Source organism: Curtobacterium sp. MCPF17_021 (genome assembly GCF_003234605.2).
GTDB lineage: Bacteria > Actinomycetota > Actinomycetes > Actinomycetales > Microbacteriaceae > Curtobacterium > Curtobacterium flaccumfaciens.
This window is the reverse complement of sequence record NZ_CP126252.1, coordinates 1,684,808-1,701,730: the sequence shown is the minus strand read 5'-3', so window position 1 is coordinate 1,701,730 and position 16,923 is coordinate 1,684,808. Positions and strand designations below refer to the sequence as shown.

The 16,923-nt window shown below is 71.0% G+C and carries 16 protein-coding genes; 7 read left to right on the top strand and 9 right to left on the bottom strand.

Annotated elements, in window-relative coordinates:
• Positions 1-2: 2 nt before the first annotated feature.
• Both DEJ29_RS07995 and DEJ29_RS07990 read left to right on the top strand, forming a co-directional pair.
• The gene (locus tag DEJ29_RS07995) at positions 3-1,340 is read left to right on the top strand and encodes an ABC transporter substrate-binding protein (RefSeq protein ID WP_111095187.1); all 1,338 of its coding nucleotides are present in this window, start codon (positions 3-5) and stop codon (positions 1,338-1,340) included.
• A gap of 122 nt (positions 1,341-1,462) precedes the next feature.
• Entirely contained in the window at positions 1,463-2,680 is a 1,218-nt protein-coding gene (locus DEJ29_RS07990) for a glycosyltransferase (RefSeq protein ID WP_258375957.1), read from the top strand.
• 31 nt (positions 2,681-2,711) lie between these two features.
• On the opposite strand, the gene DEJ29_RS07985 is transcribed toward DEJ29_RS07990, so the two are convergent.
• Complete coding sequence (locus DEJ29_RS07985) at positions 2,712-3,587, bottom strand: hypothetical protein (RefSeq protein WP_146248352.1); 876 nt, start codon at positions 3,585-3,587, stop codon at positions 2,712-2,714.
• A 97-nt stretch (positions 3,588-3,684) separates the two neighbouring features.
• Between DEJ29_RS07985 and DEJ29_RS07980 the strand changes: the two genes are divergently transcribed.
• Positions 3,685-4,194, top strand: coding sequence for a hypothetical protein (locus tag DEJ29_RS07980; protein ID WP_146248353.1), 510 nt, complete (start codon positions 3,685-3,687; stop codon positions 4,192-4,194).
• Positions 4,195-4,209: 15 nt separating this feature from the next.
• Here DEJ29_RS07980 and DEJ29_RS07975 read toward each other — a convergent pair whose 3' ends face one another.
• From DEJ29_RS07975 to DEJ29_RS07960, 4 genes are all read right to left on the bottom strand, one after another.
• Positions 4,210-5,568, bottom strand: coding sequence for a cation:dicarboxylate symporter family transporter (locus DEJ29_RS07975; RefSeq protein WP_111095191.1), 1,359 nt, complete (start codon positions 5,566-5,568; stop codon positions 4,210-4,212).
• 212 nt (positions 5,569-5,780) lie between these two features.
• Complete coding sequence (locus tag DEJ29_RS07970) at positions 5,781-6,470, bottom strand: hypothetical protein (RefSeq protein WP_111095192.1); 690 nt, start codon at positions 6,468-6,470, stop codon at positions 5,781-5,783.
• A gap of 124 nt (positions 6,471-6,594) precedes the next feature.
• Positions 6,595-6,744 carry a cytochrome P450 gene (locus DEJ29_RS07965; RefSeq protein WP_220037337.1) on the bottom strand — a complete coding sequence of 50 codons (150 nt, stop codon included), beginning with the start codon at positions 6,742-6,744 and terminating at the stop codon, positions 6,595-6,597.
• A 218-nt stretch (positions 6,745-6,962) separates the two neighbouring features.
• Positions 6,963-7,718, bottom strand: coding sequence for a GntR family transcriptional regulator (locus DEJ29_RS07960; RefSeq protein WP_111095193.1), 756 nt, complete (start codon positions 7,716-7,718; stop codon positions 6,963-6,965).
• Positions 7,719-7,958: 240 nt separating this feature from the next.
• On the opposite strand from DEJ29_RS07960, the gene DEJ29_RS07955 reads away from it, so the two are divergent.
• The gene (locus DEJ29_RS07955; RefSeq protein WP_111095194.1) at positions 7,959-10,130 is read left to right on the top strand and encodes a phosphocholine-specific phospholipase C; all 2,172 of its coding nucleotides are present in this window, start codon (positions 7,959-7,961) and stop codon (positions 10,128-10,130) included.
• Positions 10,131-10,285: 155 nt separating this feature from the next.
• On the opposite strand, the gene DEJ29_RS07950 is transcribed toward DEJ29_RS07955, so the two are convergent.
• On the bottom strand, positions 10,286-10,843 hold the full coding sequence (locus DEJ29_RS07950; RefSeq protein WP_111095195.1) for a hypothetical protein: 558 nt from the start codon (positions 10,841-10,843) through the stop codon (positions 10,286-10,288).
• A gap of 61 nt (positions 10,844-10,904) precedes the next feature.
• Positions 10,905-11,576, bottom strand: coding sequence for a hypothetical protein (locus DEJ29_RS07945; protein WP_146248355.1), 672 nt, complete (start codon positions 11,574-11,576; stop codon positions 10,905-10,907).
• A gap of 185 nt (positions 11,577-11,761) precedes the next feature.
• On the opposite strand from DEJ29_RS07945, the gene DEJ29_RS07940 reads away from it, so the two are divergent.
• Both DEJ29_RS07940 and DEJ29_RS07935 read left to right on the top strand, forming a co-directional pair.
• Entirely contained in the window at positions 11,762-13,294 is a 1,533-nt protein-coding gene (locus tag DEJ29_RS07940; RefSeq protein WP_258375958.1) for an MFS transporter, read from the top strand.
• 16 nt (positions 13,295-13,310) lie between these two features.
• A complete protein-coding gene (locus tag DEJ29_RS07935) occupies positions 13,311-13,856 on the top strand; it encodes a TetR/AcrR family transcriptional regulator (protein ID WP_111095198.1) in 546 nt (181 codons plus the stop codon).
• Positions 13,857-14,190: 334 nt separating this feature from the next.
• Here the strand turns inward: DEJ29_RS07935 and DEJ29_RS07930 are convergent, their stop codons facing one another.
• Positions 14,191-14,970: a GAF domain-containing protein gene (locus tag DEJ29_RS07930; RefSeq protein WP_220037338.1), complete on the bottom strand. Its 780-nt coding sequence runs from the start codon at positions 14,968-14,970 to the stop codon at positions 14,191-14,193.
• A gap of 518 nt (positions 14,971-15,488) precedes the next feature.
• The gene (locus DEJ29_RS07925) at positions 15,489-16,460 is read right to left on the bottom strand and encodes an alpha/beta hydrolase (RefSeq protein WP_284174341.1); all 972 of its coding nucleotides are present in this window, start codon (positions 16,458-16,460) and stop codon (positions 15,489-15,491) included.
• Between DEJ29_RS07925 and DEJ29_RS07920 the strand changes: the two genes are divergently transcribed.
• Positions 16,450-16,920 (top strand): MarR family winged helix-turn-helix transcriptional regulator, encoded by a 471-nt coding sequence (locus tag DEJ29_RS07920; RefSeq protein ID WP_111095229.1) that lies wholly within the window; start codon positions 16,450-16,452, stop codon positions 16,918-16,920. The genes DEJ29_RS07925 and DEJ29_RS07920 overlap by 11 nt on opposite strands.
• The last annotated feature ends 3 nt before the right edge of the window (positions 16,921-16,923 follow it).

Genomic DNA, 16,923 nt, shown 5'->3' with positions numbered 1-16,923 from the left:
CCATGCCCGCACGTCGTTCCACCGCCCTCACCGCACTCGCCACCGGGGCCGTCGCGGTCCTCGCCCTGACCGGGTGCTCCACGTCGAGCTCCGCATCGGACAGCTCCGGCCCCGTCACCGTCGACTTCTGGCACGCCATGTCCGGGCCGCCCGCGACCGAGCTCGACGCGCTCGTCGCCCGCTTCAACAAGGAGAACGACCAGCACATCACCGTGAAGTCGTCGTTCCAGGGCGACTACGCGGCCGTCCAGACGAAGTACACGGCGGCGGTGCAGTCCGGTTCGACGCCCGATCTGCTCATGATGAACGACGTGTCGACCGGCTTCATGATCGACTCCGGCCAGACGGTGTCCCCCTCGACGGTGAGCGGCTCGACCTCCGGCACCGACACGATCGCACCGGCCGCCGCGACCTACTACAGCGACGGCAAGTCGCTCGCCGCGATGCCGTTCTCGGTCTCGATGCCCGTGCTCTACCTGAACAAGGCACTCGTCGCGAAGGCCGGCCTCGACGCCGCCAAGCCGCCGAAGACGCTGGCGCAGGTCGCGACCTGGGCCGAGAAGATCCACGCCGCGACCGGTGGCTACGGCATGAGCATGAACATGGGCGACTCGTGGATGCTCGAGGAGCTCAGCGCCTCGGGCGGCCAGCCCTTCTGCACCCCGGACAACGGGCGGAAGGGCAAGCCGGTCACCGGTGTCTCGCTCACCTCGGACACCCAGGTGCAGTTCATGACCACGCTGCAGAAGCTCTACCAGGACGGCGCCGCCCTGAACCCCGGCACCGACTCGACCGTGCAGAACTCGGCGTTCTCGAGCAACAAGGTCGGGATGCTGCTGACCTCGTCCGGCGCCTACACGACGGTCGACCCGGACGGCTCGAAGTCCGTCGTCGCCCGGTTCCCCACCACGTCGGCCTCCGACGACGCGGGGCAGGTCATCGGCGGCAACGCGCTGTGGATCTCCGGCAAGGGCCACTCGTCCGCCGAGCAGCAGGCGTCGTACACGTTCGCCAAGTGGCTCCAGACGCCGGACGTGCAGGCCGAGTGGGCGAAGGCGACCGGCTACGTCGCGATGAACACCGACGCCCAGGACACCACCGTGGGCAAGCGCTCCCTGTCCGACCCGGACATCGCCACGATGTACCAGCAGCTCGCCGACAACCCCACGAGCGTCGTCGCGGCGGGCTGCATCACCGGAGCGTTCCCGACGGTGCGCGCCACCGTCATCGGCGCCTTCAACCGGATCGTCGAGGGTGCCGACGTCGAGTCGACGATGCAGGACGCGGAACAGCAGGCCGGCAAGCAGATCGAGTCCTACAACGAGGCCGCCGGCAAGTGAGCACGGTCGGCGCGTGAGCGCCCCGCGAGGCTGACCAAGGGTTCATGGAGCGCGACCGTCGTTCGTCATACGGTTGTCTGATGAAGCGGGCGGGGAGCCCGCGCGACGATCGGAGCCCTGTGGTGTCTGCTGCGAACGGCCGGCCCGGCTACGGGGATCCGGAATCCCTGCGCATCGTGTTCTCGTTCCCACGGGGGCGGGGACACCTCGCGCCGATGCTGCCGCTCGTCCGCGCGGCCAGCGCTGCCGGACACCGGACCGCACTGAGCGGCGCGCGCGAGGCGGTCCTCGAACAGACCGGGTTCTCGCACCGGCAGCCGCGGGACGTGGAGCTGCCGGCGAGCAGGCCGGGCACCGGCACCCTGACCCCGATCGACCCGAGCACGGTGCTCACCCGCGTCCCCCAGGTGTTCCTGGGGGACGCGGCCGCCGGGGCCGTCGTCGACGTCGGACGGCTGGTCACTCGGTGGACGGCCGACCTCGTGGTCTGCGGGGAGTTCGACTTCGGCGCGATGACCGCCGCCGAACGAGCCGGGGTGCCGTGCGTGGTGGTCCTGGCCTTCGCCTCGGCCGGCGGGACCTGGCGCGACGCGGTGCGAGAGCCGCTCGAGGCGCTCCGCCGACGCGCGGGACTCGGGCCCGACCCGCAGCAACACATGCTCGGCGGCGCGCTCACCGTCATCCCGTTCCCGGCGTCGATGCGATCCGGGCACGAGCTGCGTGGTCCGGTGATCCGGATGCGACCGGACACCTGGTCGTCACCCCCGTCCGATGCCGCGGCGTGGTTGGCCGCCGGCGACGGACCGCGCGTCTACGTCACGCTCGGCACCGAGTTCAACACGAAGTCCGGCGACCTGTTCGCTCGGCTCATCGACGCCCTCGCCGCCCTGCCGGCGCGGATCCTCGTGACGACCGGACCCTGGGTCGACCCGACGACCTTCCCGGTGCCGGCGGGCCCAGGGGCGATCCGAGTCGAGCAGTACGTCCCGCAGGACTCGGTGCTCGGGCTCGTGGACCTCGTGGTGAACCACGGCGGATCCGGATCGGTGACCGGGGCGCTCGCGCACGGCGTGCCCCTGCTGGTCCTGCCGCTCGGTGCGGACCAGTTGCCGAACGGCGGCTGCGTCGAGGCCCTGGGCGCCGGACTCGTCCTCGACGCCGCGACGGCGACCGCGGAGGACATCCGCACCACCGCGTCGCGACTCCTGACCGATCCGTCGTTCCGCGTCGCAGCGGATCGGGTCAGGACCGAGATCGTGACAGGTGAACCCCCGGCTGTCGTCCTGGCCGCCGTCGAGCGTCTGGTCGGCCTGCCCCCGACCCGTGCTGACGAACGCTGAGCGGCGACCAGGCGACCCGAAGTCGCTCGGGTCAGCGCACCAGGCAGATCGTGCTGAAGTCGACGCCTGGGCCGGGCCGTGTGTACGACGAACCGCTCTCGAGCCAGTCGGCTGTGGGTGAGATCTGGCCGGGGACCAGGCCCGCTTCGGAGCGGGCACCGATGCCCTCGGATGCCCAGTACGCGCGGACGCCGGCCACGTCACGGTTCGCGCCCTCGATCATCGTGTGGTCCTCGGGCAGGAGTTCCTTGCCGTGTTCGTCGGTGTAGTTGTCCGGGTGGTACCAGTACCGCCACCGGACTCCCTGGTGCGCGTTCGACAGCTGGCACTCCTCACTGTACGCACCACCGGCTCGCTCACCATCGCGGTAGGCGGACTTCCGGTCGCCGCCGAGGATCCGCACGGTGCGGTCCCCGATCCGCTCGAGTGTGGCCCGGGCGTCGCCGTCGGCGAAGTGCCGCTCGGCGGCGGTCGCCGGCTGCGCCCGCTGCCGGGCATCGGCGGCCATGCTCCGCACCTGCGACGTCAGGACCAGGCCGTTCCACGGCACGGCGATGACCAGCACGACGATCGCCGCGACCACGGCGGCCAGCGAGTGCCGCGGTTCGCGCCGACGAGCCCGGACCTGCACGACGAGCACGACCACGGGGATCCCCACGGCGAGCACAGCGCCGACCACCAGCCGTGCCAACACGCCCCCGGCGCCGAGCCGGTCGTCCATCGACCCGAAGTCGCGAGCCAGGTACGCCCCGATCTGAACCGCCCAGCTCACGACGAGCAGCACCGGCAGCACCAGCGCAATGGCGATCGCGTTGCCCCGCCCCGTCGTCGGGCCCGTCCCCTGGTCACGCCAGTCCTGCTGTTCCGTGCCCATGCCGGCCCCCGCCCCCGTGGTGTCGGGGACCATCCTGACAGCAGAACGCGCCCCAGGCCCGAGCGACGCCTCCGCCCACCCCCGAATCGGTGGTGTCGCAGCGGCCCTGGTTGCTGCCAAGATGACCGACGTGACCACGACCACGCCCCGCGCCGATCCCGACGTCGCTGCCGACGGCTTCGAAGGCGGCTGGTTCCGCATCGACAACGACGTGGAGCACCTGGACGACGTGGTGTGGCGGCCCTCCACGGGAACCGAACCGGGATCCGCGACGACTCCCGCTGCCGTCGTCGTCGGTGGCGATCCCCGCGAGCACATCGGATCGACGCTGCCGCTCGCCCGGCTGGACGAACTCGACACCGCCCGACAGTGGTCAGTGCGCAAGCTCTGGCTGACCCCGATCTTCCTGGTCACCACCGCCCTCGTCACCACAGCACTCGAGCTGTCCGGACTCCCGTGGCGAGCCGATGTCGGACGTCATGTCATCGTGTCACTCTGCGTGATCCTTCCCATCGACGCGATCTGTGTCGGCGTGTGGTGGCGCATCACCCGTGACCCCTCGGGCGCTGTCGTCCGCAAGATGGGCGGACACCGGACCCGCCAGCAGTACGACCAGCAGCGCGCCGTCCTCGAACGCTGACCGCGCCGAGAGCCCTCACCGAACCGGTGCCGACACCGCGGCTGCACCCGCAGCACCCGCAGCAGGTTCCGGCTCCGACGACGGCCGCACCCCGCGCCCGGGCCGCAGCACCGCGTCCACCCGATCACGGTCGAGCTCGCCCTGCCACCGCGCCACCACGAGCGTCGCGACGCAGTTGCCGAGCAGGTTGACGCTCACCCGCATCGCGTCCATGATCCGGTCGGCCCCGAGCAGCAGCGCGACGCCCGCCACCGGGAACAGTCCGAGGCTCGTCGCCGTCGCGGACAGCGCCAGGAACGACGATCCCGGCACCCCGGCCATGCCCTTCGACGTCAGCAGCAGCACCCCGAGTGCGGCGACCTGCTGCTCGAGCGTCAGCGGCACCCCGAACGCCTGGGTCAGGAACAGCAGCGAGATCGACAGGTAGATCGCGGCCCCGTCGAGGTTGAACGAGTACCCCGTCGGCACGACGAGCCCGGCGACGCTCCGTGAGACGCCGACCTCGGTGAGCCGCGTGATCATCCGCGGCAGCACGGCCTCGGTCGACGCCGTCCCCAGGGCCAGCCCGAACTCCGCGCGGGTGTGCCACACGAACCGCCAGATCGGCACCCCGGACAGCAGCCGCCCGCCGACGAGCAGCGCCACGATGAACACCGCCGCTGCGCCGTAGCAGGCGGCGATCAGCAACCCGTACGACCCCAGGGTGTCGATGCCGTACTGCCCGACCACGTACGCCATCGCGCCGAACGCGCCGAGCGGCGACAGGCGCATCACCCAGCCCAGGATGCGGTAGACGACCTCGAGGCACAGGTCGAGGCCCCGCACGAGCGGCCGCGCACGGTCGCTCCCGATCGCGGCGATCGCCGCTCCGACGAACACCGCGAAGACGAGCACCTGCAGGATGTCGTTCGTTGCGAACGCGTTCACGACGCTCGACGGGATGAGGTCGAGGATGAAGGTCCCCGCGTCCGGCGCCGTGCCGCCGGCGGTCTTCGCCGCCACGGCCGAGGCGTCGAGCGACGACGGGTCGATCCGCAGGCCAGCCCCGGGGCGCACGAGGTTGCCGACCAGCAGCCCGAACACGAGCGCGCACGACGACGCGAGCAGGAAGTAGACCATCGCCTTGCCGGCGATCCGTCCCACGGACCGCAGGTCGCCGACGTGCACGATGCCCGTCACCACGACGATGAACACGAGCGGCGCGATCACCATCTCGATCAGCCGGATGAACCCCTGCCCCACCACGTTGAGCACCGGCGCGGCCGCGGGGAAGCAGACCCCGACGGCGATGCCGAGGGCCACCCCGATCGCGATCTGCACGAACAGCGAGTGGTACCAGCGAGCGGGAGCACGATCCGTGGTGGTGACGTCCATGCATCCACCCCACAGGGCGCGTGTTTCGTCGACGTTGCGAGTCTGTTCCCACCTGCCGCGCCGCGCGCCCACCGAAACAGGTGGCCGGCCCGCGCACGCCGGCCCGCGTCCTGGGGTGCCACGTGACGGACTGGAGGCCCGGTGCCAGCCGGCACCGAGCCTCCAGTCCGTCACCCGCCCACGTCGCGGGCCGCACGCGCGACCGCGGGCAGCTAGCTGCCGTTCGCCTCGACCACGCGCCACACGAGCATGCCGACCGTCACGAGGGTGCCGAGCACCGAGACGATCGCCGCGACGACGCCGAGCCGGCGTCCGCGACCGGGCCGCGCGATCGCGACAACCGCGAGGATCGACGCGACGAACTGGAACGGCCACCCGAGCACGAACACCGACGGCCAGCAGCTGCTGTACAGGCCGGTCAACGCGAGGAACAGCGCGAGCAGGGCGATCCCGAGCCGGTTCGCCCCGGCGGTCTCGGCGGTCTCGGCGGTCCCGCCGTCCGAGTCGTCGCCGAGCGGGCCACCCGGGTACGGGTTGTCGGGGCGGAGCGCCTGCAGCGCCCGGATCCGTTCGGCATCGAGCGCACCGTCGCGGGCACGGGCCGCATCGGCCAGCGCGAGGGCATCGTTGCCGTGCCCCGCGGCCTCGTGCTGCGCGATGGCCCACGCGAAGAGCGCGCGCTGTCGGGGGTCCGAGCGGGTCGCGGCATCGACCGCCCAGCCGAGCGTGGTGAGGAAGAGCAGGCCCCCGAACGCGAGCAGGACCGCTCGCCCCGGCTCGTCGGGGTCCACCCGGAAGAGCACCACGCTGCACACCACCAGGCCGACGCCGAACAGTGCCGTCGCCCCGATCTGGCCGCGCCAGTAGCCGTTGCCCGAACTCGCCCCCGCGGGTGTGGTCATGCAGCGACCCTAGCGTCCGGGTGCCGACGCTCGCCGATTCTCAGCCCGTGCCGCGCGCCCGGGAACCAGGACCATCGCTGTGGCCAGACCACGGAGCACCCGTCGGCAGCCGGGTCGTCGTCGTTCAGGCGGCGGGTCGCACTCCGTCGAAGGTGACACGGAGCGCACTCGGGCCGCGGAGGAGCGCGTTGCGGCGGTACGGCGGCGGGTCGACCACGAGCCTCGGGTTGACGAGCCGTCGGAACAGGGTGGCGAGGGCGATCTGCGTCTCCAACCGGGCCAGTGGCGCGCCGAAGCACGCGTGGCCGTCAGGTCGCGGCGTCGATCACGGCCCTGCCGGACCCCGTCGACGTCATCGAGGCCGGTTTGGCGGCGGCCGCCGCCGCGGACGACGCACAGCAACGCTGACCCCGCCTGCCGGCCCACGTCGTGGGGTCGCGTGGAGACGGACGGGAGGCCCGGTACCAGCTGGCACCGGGCCTCCCGTCCGTCTCATCCCGCGTCGTCGTGCCCGGTGCCGGTCAGCGGTGTCGGTGCTGTTGCGGACGCCGTCCGGATCCGGAGCGGCACGGTCCCGGCGACGTACCGGTCGTCGCCCGCCTCGAGCGGGCGGCCGTCCTCGGCGGTGCTGGACCGGCGCACCTGCAGGAGCGCCGCGCCGGGCCGGACCCCGAGGAGCGCGGCGTCGGCGTCGTCCGCGAGCAGCGCGTCCACGGTGGTGACGGCGGAACCGACCCGGATGCCGAACCGGTCCTGCAGGGTCGCCGACACCGACGTCTGCCCGCCCGGGATCGTCCGGATGACGGCGGCGACCCACGGCGCGTAGGCGGTGCGCTCGAGCATGACGTCGACACCGTCGAGGGAGCGCACCCGCACGACGTGCAGGACGGGCTCGTCGTGCGCGGCGCGGAACAGGCGCCGCTCGCGCACGGTGGCCGGCCGTTCCTCGACCGCCACGACCCGACCGCCGGGCTCGTGTCCCCTGGCCCTGGCCAGCTGACCGAACGACTCGAGCGCACCGGCGTCGTGGCCGAGCGTCGTGGTGCGGACGCGCCAGCGGGAGCCGGCACGTGCCGTCAGGACCTGCCGGTCGCGGAGGAGCTCGAGCGCGTTCCGCACGGTGCCGCGCGCGACGGCGTAGTCGGCCGCCAGGTCGTGCTCGGCCGGCAGGACACCCGTGGCGTCGAACTCACCGCGGAGCACCCGGTCGGCGAGGTCCTCGGCGATGTCCCGGAACAGTGGTCGCACCCGGTGATCCTCCCCCGCTGCAGCCCGAGCTGTGCAGGTGCGTCGGAGTCCTCGCGGGATCGACACCGGAACCACAGGGCCCAGCCGCGGCACACCTGGACAGGTCGATCCCGACTCCACCGGACGCGTTCACCCCGCAGCCACGGCCGGGCAAGGCACGGTTCAGCGCACCTCGTTGTCATGCTGACGGGTGCTCCTCCCCCGCAGCGCCCGTACTCCCACCGACCTGGAAGGCCTGCGATGAGCACGAGGAAGCCCGAACACGGCGCACCCGACGTCAGCTTGGACGCCGCACCACCGCTGACCCCGGACGCGGCGTACACCGCAGCGGTCCGCCCCGGCCTGAGCCGCCGGACGGTCCTGGTCGGCGGCGCAGCAGCGATCATGGCCGGCGTCGCGGCAGGGTCCGCGTTCGGACCGGGCGCGGCCGACCGTGCCAGCGCCGCGACCGCCCGTGCCGTCCCCACCGGCACGATCGCCGACGTCAAGCACGTCGTCGTGCTGATGCAGGAGAACCGGTCGTTCGACCACTACTACGGCACGATGCCCGGGGTCCGCGGCTTCTCGGACAAGCAGGCGCTCGAGCTGCCGACCGGACACGACGTCTTCCACCAGCCGGCGGCGGCCCGCACCGACGGTGGCGCGATGCTGCCGTTCCGGCTCGACACCACCCGGTTCAACGCGCAGAACGCCGACGGCCTCGACCACTCCTGGGGCGGTGGGCACACCGCGTGGAACGGTGGGGCCTGGAACCGGTGGGTCGATGCGAAGAGCGCCCAGACGATGGGCTACTTCACGAGCGAGGACATCCCCTACCAGCGCGCACTCGCCGGGGCCTTCACGGTCTGTGACGACTACCACTGCTCGCTCAACGGTCCGACGACGCCGAACCGGCTGTACCAGTGGTCCGGCACCATCGACCCCCGCGGTGCCCAGGGCGGACCGGCGACCGACAACCCGGCGGACTACGAACCGGTTTTCGCCTGGACCACCTACGCCGAACGACTGCAGGCGGCCGGCGTCACCTGGAAGACCTACGCCAACGACGAGGTCGGCGACAGCTCCGCCGACCCGTACGTCGGCGACTACGGCGACAACCCGCTCTGGCTGTTCGAGCAGTACCACCGCGCGCTCGCGTCCTCCGATCCCGCGCAACAGGAGCTCGCCGCGCGTGCCGGTCTGCACGACGGGTGGAAGCCGAACTCCGGCAAGGGCCTCGACGTCACCCACCTGCTCAGCCAGTTCGGGCAGGACTGCGCGACCAACAGCCTGCCGACCGTGTCGTACGTCATCGCCCCCTACGGCTGGAGCGAGCACCCGGCCGCCAGCCCGGACTACGGCGCCCACTACACGAACGCCGTCGTGCAGGCCCTCTTCAGCAACCCGGACACCTGGGCCTCGACCGTCCTGCTCGTCAACTACGACGAGAACGACGGGTACTTCGACCACGTCGTCCCCCCGTTCGCCGAGCCCGGCACCCCCGACGAGTACGTCGACGGACTGCCCATCGGCATGGGTGCCCGCGTGCCGATGACCGTGGTGTCCCCGTGGAGCCGTGGCGGGTGGGTCAACTCGCAGGTGGCGGACCACACGTCCGTGATCCAGTTCCTCGAACACGTCACGGGCGTCCGCGAGCCGAACATCTCCGACTGGCGGCGGACCGTCTCCGGAGACCTGACGAGCTGCTTCGACTTCAGCGCCCCCGACGCGAGCATCCCCGGTACCGACGTCGTCCCCGGCATCGAGCAGACCCGCGCGCTGGTCGCGGCCGCCGACGCCGACCAGGCGAAGCCGCCCATCGAGGAACCCGCGATCGGCGCGCAGACCGTGCCCGTCCAGGAGCCCGGCACCGTCCGCCGCCGGAGCCTGCCCTACCGGCAGCACGCGGACGCGACCGTCGACCGGAGCACCGGTCGGGTCACCGTGACGCTCGCGAACGACGGTCGCCAGGGGGTCAACTTCCTGGTCTACCCGAACACCGCGATGCCGTTCGCCGCTCACCCGAAGACCGTCCCCGTCGGCGCCACCGCCGACTGGGCATGGGACACCACGACGACCGACGGCGCCTACGACGTCAGCGTCTACGGGCCCGACCGGTTCCTCCGGCGCTTCGCCGGCACCGTCGCCGTCGGTGGTCGGGCGACCGGCGGCGTCCCGCACGTCTCGGTCGTCCGGGACACCCGCGGTCGGCGCACCCTGCAGCTCCTGCTCGAGAACACCGGCAGGGCCGAGCTCCGCTTCGTGCTCGTGGCCAACGACTTCGTGCAGCACCGCGAGACCGCGCACGTCCGCGGCTCCGGGCACAAGACGATGCACTGGCCGCTCGACGAGTGGGGGTACTACGACGTGGTCGTCACCGCGGACGGTGTGCCCGGGTTCCGGTACCGCTTCGCCGGACGCGCGGAGCACTGAGGCGGGCCGACCCGCGTGGGTCGGCAGGGGCGGTCAGGCCGCGTCGACGACGGACGGGAGGCCCGGTGCCAGCTGGCGCCGGGCTTCCCGTCTCGTCTCGTGACCGCCTCACGTCCGTGCCGCGTGCCGTCCCGCGTGCCGTCTCGCTTGCCGTCTCACGCGTCGGCGGCGGTCCCGGCGGGTGCCACCGGTGTGACCGGCGTCGCGGCGTCGGCGTCGGCGGCGTCGCCGTCGGCGTCGGCGTCGGCGTCGGCGTCGGCGTCGGCGTCGGCGTCGGCGTCGGCGTCGGCGTCGGCGTCGGCTCGCACAGCCTGCCGGGCCAGCGCCGCGTCCAGGAAGCGTTCGACGAACGGCAACGCCACCACGATCGCACCGATGACGGCCGCGACGGGGACGATCACCGTCCAGCCGCGCAGGATCGAGTAGATGGTGGCGCCGAGGACGACCCACACCACGACCGTGAGCGGGCGCACCGGACCGCCGCCGGCGGGCAGGTTGATCGCCTCGACGGCCGCGGGCATCGCTCGCCGTCCGAGCAGTGTCAGCATGACCCCGATGACGATGAACCCCATCGCCCGGACGGTGCCGACCCACGCGACGTCGCTCGCCGGATCCGCCAGCACACGCTGGATGAACACCACCGCCGATAGGACCCCGACGGCGAACAGGGTGACGATCACGAGGACGGTCAGGAGACGGACGGAGCGGCGCACGAGGTCTCAGCATAGGGACCCGTCCCGGCGGCCCGACGCGGCGGCCCGTCGCACCGGCTCGCTAGGCGACGACCACCTGCGCGTTGACCAGGATGTCGTGCAGGTCGGGACGGAGCGCATCCTGCGAGGTCGTCGGGACCTTCACGATGAGCGCCGCTCCGGGCTTCGCGAAGGCACGCGCTACCGTCGCCGACCAGGACCCGTCCGTGTTGTGCCCGGCGATCGACAGGAACTGCGCCGTGCCGCCCGTGATCGTCGGCAGCAGCTGCTCCTCGAGCCGGTCGGCCGGGAGACCCGCCGCGGTGAACAACTGCTCGGTGGCGGCGCGGTCCCCGATCGTCGGGTCGAGGTCGGTGAGCCGCTGCTGCGTGATCGTCGCCACGGAGCCGTCGGTGTTCGTGTACTCCCGCGACCCGGTGGTCGGGTCCTCGCCGGTCTGCTCCCAGCCGTCGAGTGCCGAGACCTGGAGCCCGAAGGCGGGCAGCGTGCTCGCCGAGAGCGCGTCGCCGTCCTCGAACGTGAGGTCCTTCGTGACGGAGTCGGCGGTGGCCGGCGCGGTCGGCGTCTCCGTCGGTGCCGGCGTCGGTGTCGGTGCCTGTGTCGGTGCCGACGACCGTGGTGTGGCCCGTTCCACCCCCGGTGCCGTGGTGCCGGTTCCGGCGCAGCCGGAGAGCGCGAGCACGACGATCACGGTCGCCGTCCCCGCGGTGGTGATCCTGGATGTGCTGGACACGTGGTTCCCCCTTGGCTCCCACCGTGCGCCCCGTGCACCGGTGGGTCCACCTCGGAGCCTACGGGTCGGAAGCGGCGGCGCGCCGCCCGGGTCACACGTCTCGGGTCGCCGTCGCAGCACCGAGCCGACTCCGGAGCACGCGAGCGATGAGCCAAACTGTACCTTTTGTACGGTACGATGTGGATGTGACCATCAAGACCACTTCCCCTGCGACAGACCGACCGACCGCACGGCGCCGCTGGGCCGTCCTGGCAACAGTCGCGGCTGGCCTCCTGCTGATCACCCTCGACAACTCGATCCTCTACACGGCTCTCCCGACCCTCGTCGAGGAGCTCGGGGCGAGTAGTTCCGAGAGCCTGTGGATCATCAACGCGTATCCGGTGGTCATGGCGGGCCTCCTCCTGGGGGCAGGCACCCTCGGGGACCGTGTCGGACACCAGCGCATGTTCCTCATCGGCCTCGTCATCTTCGGTACCGCGTCCCTGGCTGCAGCCGTCTCCCCCACACCCGAGTTCTTGATCGCCGCACGAGCCCTGCTCGCGGTCGGCGCCGCGTCGATGATGCCCGCAACTCTCGCGCTGATTCGCATCACGTTCGAGGACCAGCGAGAGCGGAACATCGGGATCGGTGTCTGGGGAAGCATGGCCGTCGTGGGCAGCGCCCTCGGCCCCATCATCAGCGGGTTGCTGCTGTCGCAGTTCCCCTGGGGATCGGTGTTCTTGATCAACGTGCCCGTCGTCATCGCCGCGATCATCGCCACGCTGGTCCTCGCTCCGCACAACGACGCCGACCCGTCGAAGACATGGGACCTGCACTCGTCCGTCCTCGCGTTGGTGACCCTCGTCGGCCTCGTCATCGCGATCAAGGAAGTCGCGAAGACCGACCGGCACATGACCGTCATCGTCATCGCGTTGGTCGCTGCGGTCATCGGCGCTGGCCTGTTCGCCCGCCGTCAGAACGCTCTGCCCTACCCACTGCTGGTGTTCGGGATCTTCCGCAACCCGGCGTTTCTCGCGGGCACCCTCGCCGCCGGCTTCTCGATGTTCGCCGTTGCCGGCGTGCAGCTCGTCACGACCCAGCGCTTCCAGCAGGTCGCCGATTTCACGCCCCTCGAGGCCGGGCTGCTCGTGTCCGCGGTCGCGGTCGGGTCCCTTCCGACGTCGGTCCTCGGCGGCGCATTCGTCCACAAGACCGGTCTGCTCCCCCTCATCAGCGGAGGCCTGGCCTTCAGCCTCATCGGCGTCACCATCAGCGTGCTGACCTTCGACACACAGTTCGCCCTGTTCGTCGCGGGCCTCGTCCTCACGGGCATCGGGCTCGGTGCGGTCATGAGCGTCGCGTCGACAGCGATCATCGGCAACGTTCCCGCGAGTCGGGCAGGCATGGCATCCTCCGTCGAGGAGGTCTCCTACGAGTTCGGGACGCTGACGGCCGTGGCGTTCCTCGGCAGCGTCGTCACCGCCGTGTTCACTTCCACCATCCGGCTCCCCGAGGGCACCGACCCGTCGGCCGCCGACAGTATCGACAGCGCCTTGGCGGCCGCCAACGGCAACGACGGCCTGCGAGACACGCTCGTGCAGGCAGCCGGGCAGGCCTACGACAGCGGCTACACGACTGTCATGATCATCGTCGCGGCCGTTCTCGCCCTCGGCGCCGTCATCACCGGGGTACTCCTCCGACAGCACGGGCCAGGATCCGACGTCGCCACCGACCACTGACCGGGAAGGACCTTCCATGCGAGAGAGCAAGCGAGCACTCATCCTCGACGCCGCCGCACGCGTCGTGCAGCGCGAAGGTATCAAGAGCGTCACCTACGAGACCGTCGCTGCAGAGGCTGGCCTCACCAAGGGCGGCCTGGTCTACCACTTCCCATCCCGCGAAGACATGATCACCGCTGTCCACGAGCACCTCGCCGCAGAGTGGGAAGCCAGCATGGTCCGCGCCGCCGGCAAGACTGCTGAGGAAGCGACCCCCACCGAACGGATGCAGGGCTACGCCCGCGCCGCGACCCAGAGCGCAACCCGTGCAGAACTGCTGTTCATGCTGGAAGGGTCGACGACGGACGATCACGCAGTCGTCTGGAACGCCGTCCTCGAGCGGTGGACCGCACCGCCACCCGTGACGACCGACGATGAGCACGCGACCAACCAGTTCCTTGCCCGCCTCGCGGCGGACGGCCTGTGGCTCTTCGAGTCGCTGTCAGACCGTCCACTCGCCCCCGAGCTTCGACGTCAGCTCGCGGACCTCATCGCCGACCGTCTCACTGCACCCGGCTCCTGAGCCCAGCACGATCATCGGTCTCCATCCCCGATGAGCGCCCGAGCCTCGCGCCGGAGCGCCTCCTGCTGCCCTCGATCATTCGATGCGGTTCGATCTCGGATGAGCCTGCAAGAGGCCGGCCCGGCAGGCGAGGATCGCGAGGTGTTGAACCGGTCCGGGTTCTCGGCGTGGCTGCCGACTGTGCGCTCTGGATGATCGACCACCGGACTCGGCGCAGGGTTCGCTCCCCTGCTCGGAGCCGAGGGATGACGTCACGGAGGTCCTCGATCTCGGTGGCCACTGGTGCGCGCCGCAGGCGATGACCGCTCTCAAAGCCGGTCTTGATCAACACGGCCTAGGGGCGGCGGTACAGGGTGTCGCGCGCCAGCACGGCGAAGTCGCGCAGCAGTTCGAGCTCCACCGTGTCCTCCTGGCGGGGGGTTGGGTCGAACACGCAGACCGCGCCGACGCGCGTCCCGTCCAGGCTCTCGAGCGGGTGGCCCGCGTAGAAGCGGACCGGTCCGCGTCGCGCGAGTTGCGGGCCGTTCCCGTTCCACGCGTCTCCGATGACCAACGGGCCCGAGCTCAGGACCGTTGAACGGCAGAAGGAATCCTGCAGCGCTCCGGTTCCACGCGGGACCCACATGCTCGCCGCTGCCCACTGGCGTCCTTCCGGCAAGAACGTGATCGCGGCTCCCCGCGTGAGGAAGAGTTCGGCCATCTGCTGCACGATCTGCTCGAGGGCGCTGTCGCTCGGCGCATCGACGATGCCCAAACCGCGAATCGCGTCGTACCGCTGTTGGAACGGCTGGGGGGTCGAGCGAAGCCACTGCGGGCTCCCGGCGCGGGCGCGCTGCTGCTCGAGCAGCAGGTGCCCGACTTCGAGCAGCAGCGGCGGCGCGGACGTGATCTCGTCGCTGTCGACGCTGAGCACGACCAGGTCTCCTCGTGCCTGGCGCAGTGCTGCGGCGAGAGCGGCCTGGTCTTCCTTGTAGGCGAGGGCCACCACGATCTGCACGGTCGGAGCCAGCAGCGGTCGAAGCTGATCGACCAGAACGAGCGCCTCTTCGGCAGCGCCGATCACCGCCGTGTTCGTCGTCCGGCTCTGGACGACGCTGCCGGACAGGCAGACCACCACGACGTCGTAGTTGGCGAAGCGGACCCCGCTTCCAGCCGACAGCAGCGACTGCCCGGACCAACTCGACCACGGCACCGCGGTGACGTCGACACCACGCCCCGACCGCGCGGCGAGGGCTTCCGCCATTTTCCGTGCAGCGTCGTGCAGCGGCTCTTCAGGCGCGAAGACGGCATCTCCGAACACGAGGATGCGGTCCGGGTCGAGGCCGCTCGCCGACGCGGTCAAGACACGGCTCGAGTGTGGACGGTTCGGCCGTCGCGACGCTTCGAGCATGCTCATGGCGGACATCCCAGGGTGAGACAACTACTCCCGGACCTGCGTGGTTCCGGAAGGTCTTCGGTAGTGCCCTCGAATTGTTCTCTCCTGGTTCTCGGACACCTCATCCCCAGCACTGGGGGTTGACTTCGATCCAGGACGTTCCCGCGGCCGCGCGTCCGCCCACCGGCGGACAGTCGACTCCGCGGGGATCACCTCGCGTCCGCCTCGTTCACCGATCGGCTCCCGACGTGGCCACCTCACCTGATGCGAAGGCGCTGTTCGATGAACAGGGCTGCCCGGGCGATCGCTTCGTCGGCTTCGTCGATCACTCCGACGAACGCGGGGAACACGTGGGGCACGTCGGCGACGACGTCGAGGATGACGTCCGTTCCGGCGGCGCGTGCCAGGTCGGCGAGTCGGACGGCGTCGTCCAGGAGCAGCTCGTTCGTCCCGACTTGCAGGAGCATCGGCGGGAACCCCCTGAGGTCGGCGTGCACCGCTGGAGCGAGCAGCGGCTGCTCCGGGTCGTGACCGTCGAGGTACATGGTGCCCGTGTGCTCCATCCCGGCGCGGGTGAACAGCGGGTCGATGCCCTCCTTCGACGTCATCGACGCACCGGTCCGCGTGTGGTCCAGTCCGGGTGAGAACGCGACGATCCCTGCAGGGACGGGAAGCCCGGCATCCCGGGCGGCGAGGGTCGTCGTCACCGCGAGGCCCCCTCCTGCGGAATCGCCCGCGAACACGATGCTCGCTGGGTCGACTTCATGATCCAGCAGGTCGCGGTAGGCGGAGAGGCAGTCGTTGATGGCCGCTGGGAACGGGTGCTCCGGAGCGAGCCGGTAGTCGACCGAGACCGCCGGCACGCCGGTGCGTTCCACGAGGTGCGCGGTCAACGCCATCGCGGTCTCGGGTGAACCAAGCGAGAACGATCCACCGTGGAAGTACAAGATGATGCCGGGCCGCACGGCAGCGCTCGGATCGACGCGGACAGCGCCTCGTCCGCCGAGTTCGATCGGCGTTCGCGTGACGCCCTCGGGGACGGGGAACTGGCTCATGAAGCGCGCGAACCCCTGCCGCATCTGCTCGACCGACACCGGCCCGCCTGCCTGCGGCGCTGCCCGAAGCGTGTCGTCGAGTGCCTGTCGTTGTTCTCGGCTCATGGTGCTCCTCCCGCCGGGCGGTTTGGTTGCCGCGGCATGCAACGCTAGACTGTATGCCGTGGCAACCAAAACGGCAAGCGATGACCTCGTGCAGCTCTTCGATGACCTGGTTCGAGTCGAGACTCGCCTCTACAACGCCGTGAGTGACACCCTGCGTCGCGAGCACGGCATCGTGGCGACGCAGTACGAATTCCTCTGCTACTTCCGGGACCACCCGGAGTCGCGGATCGCAGACGTCGCCGCGAACTTCGCTGCCGGAGTCGGGGCGATCAGCAAGGGGGTGGATCGACTCGCAGCGCGCCACTGGGTCGATCGTCGACCAAATCCCGCAGACGGACGATCGACTCTCGTGTCCTTGACCGACACGGGAGCCGCGCTCGTCGCTGCGGCGGAGGTGACGTTCCGTCGCCGCCTTGCCGAACTCGTCGCCCGGACCGTCGACGACTCTCAGGTGGAAGCCGTCGGCGCGCTCCTTCACACCCTCCGAGCCGGTCTGGAGCGTGACCGGATCGGCCTGCCCGTCGGATGATGC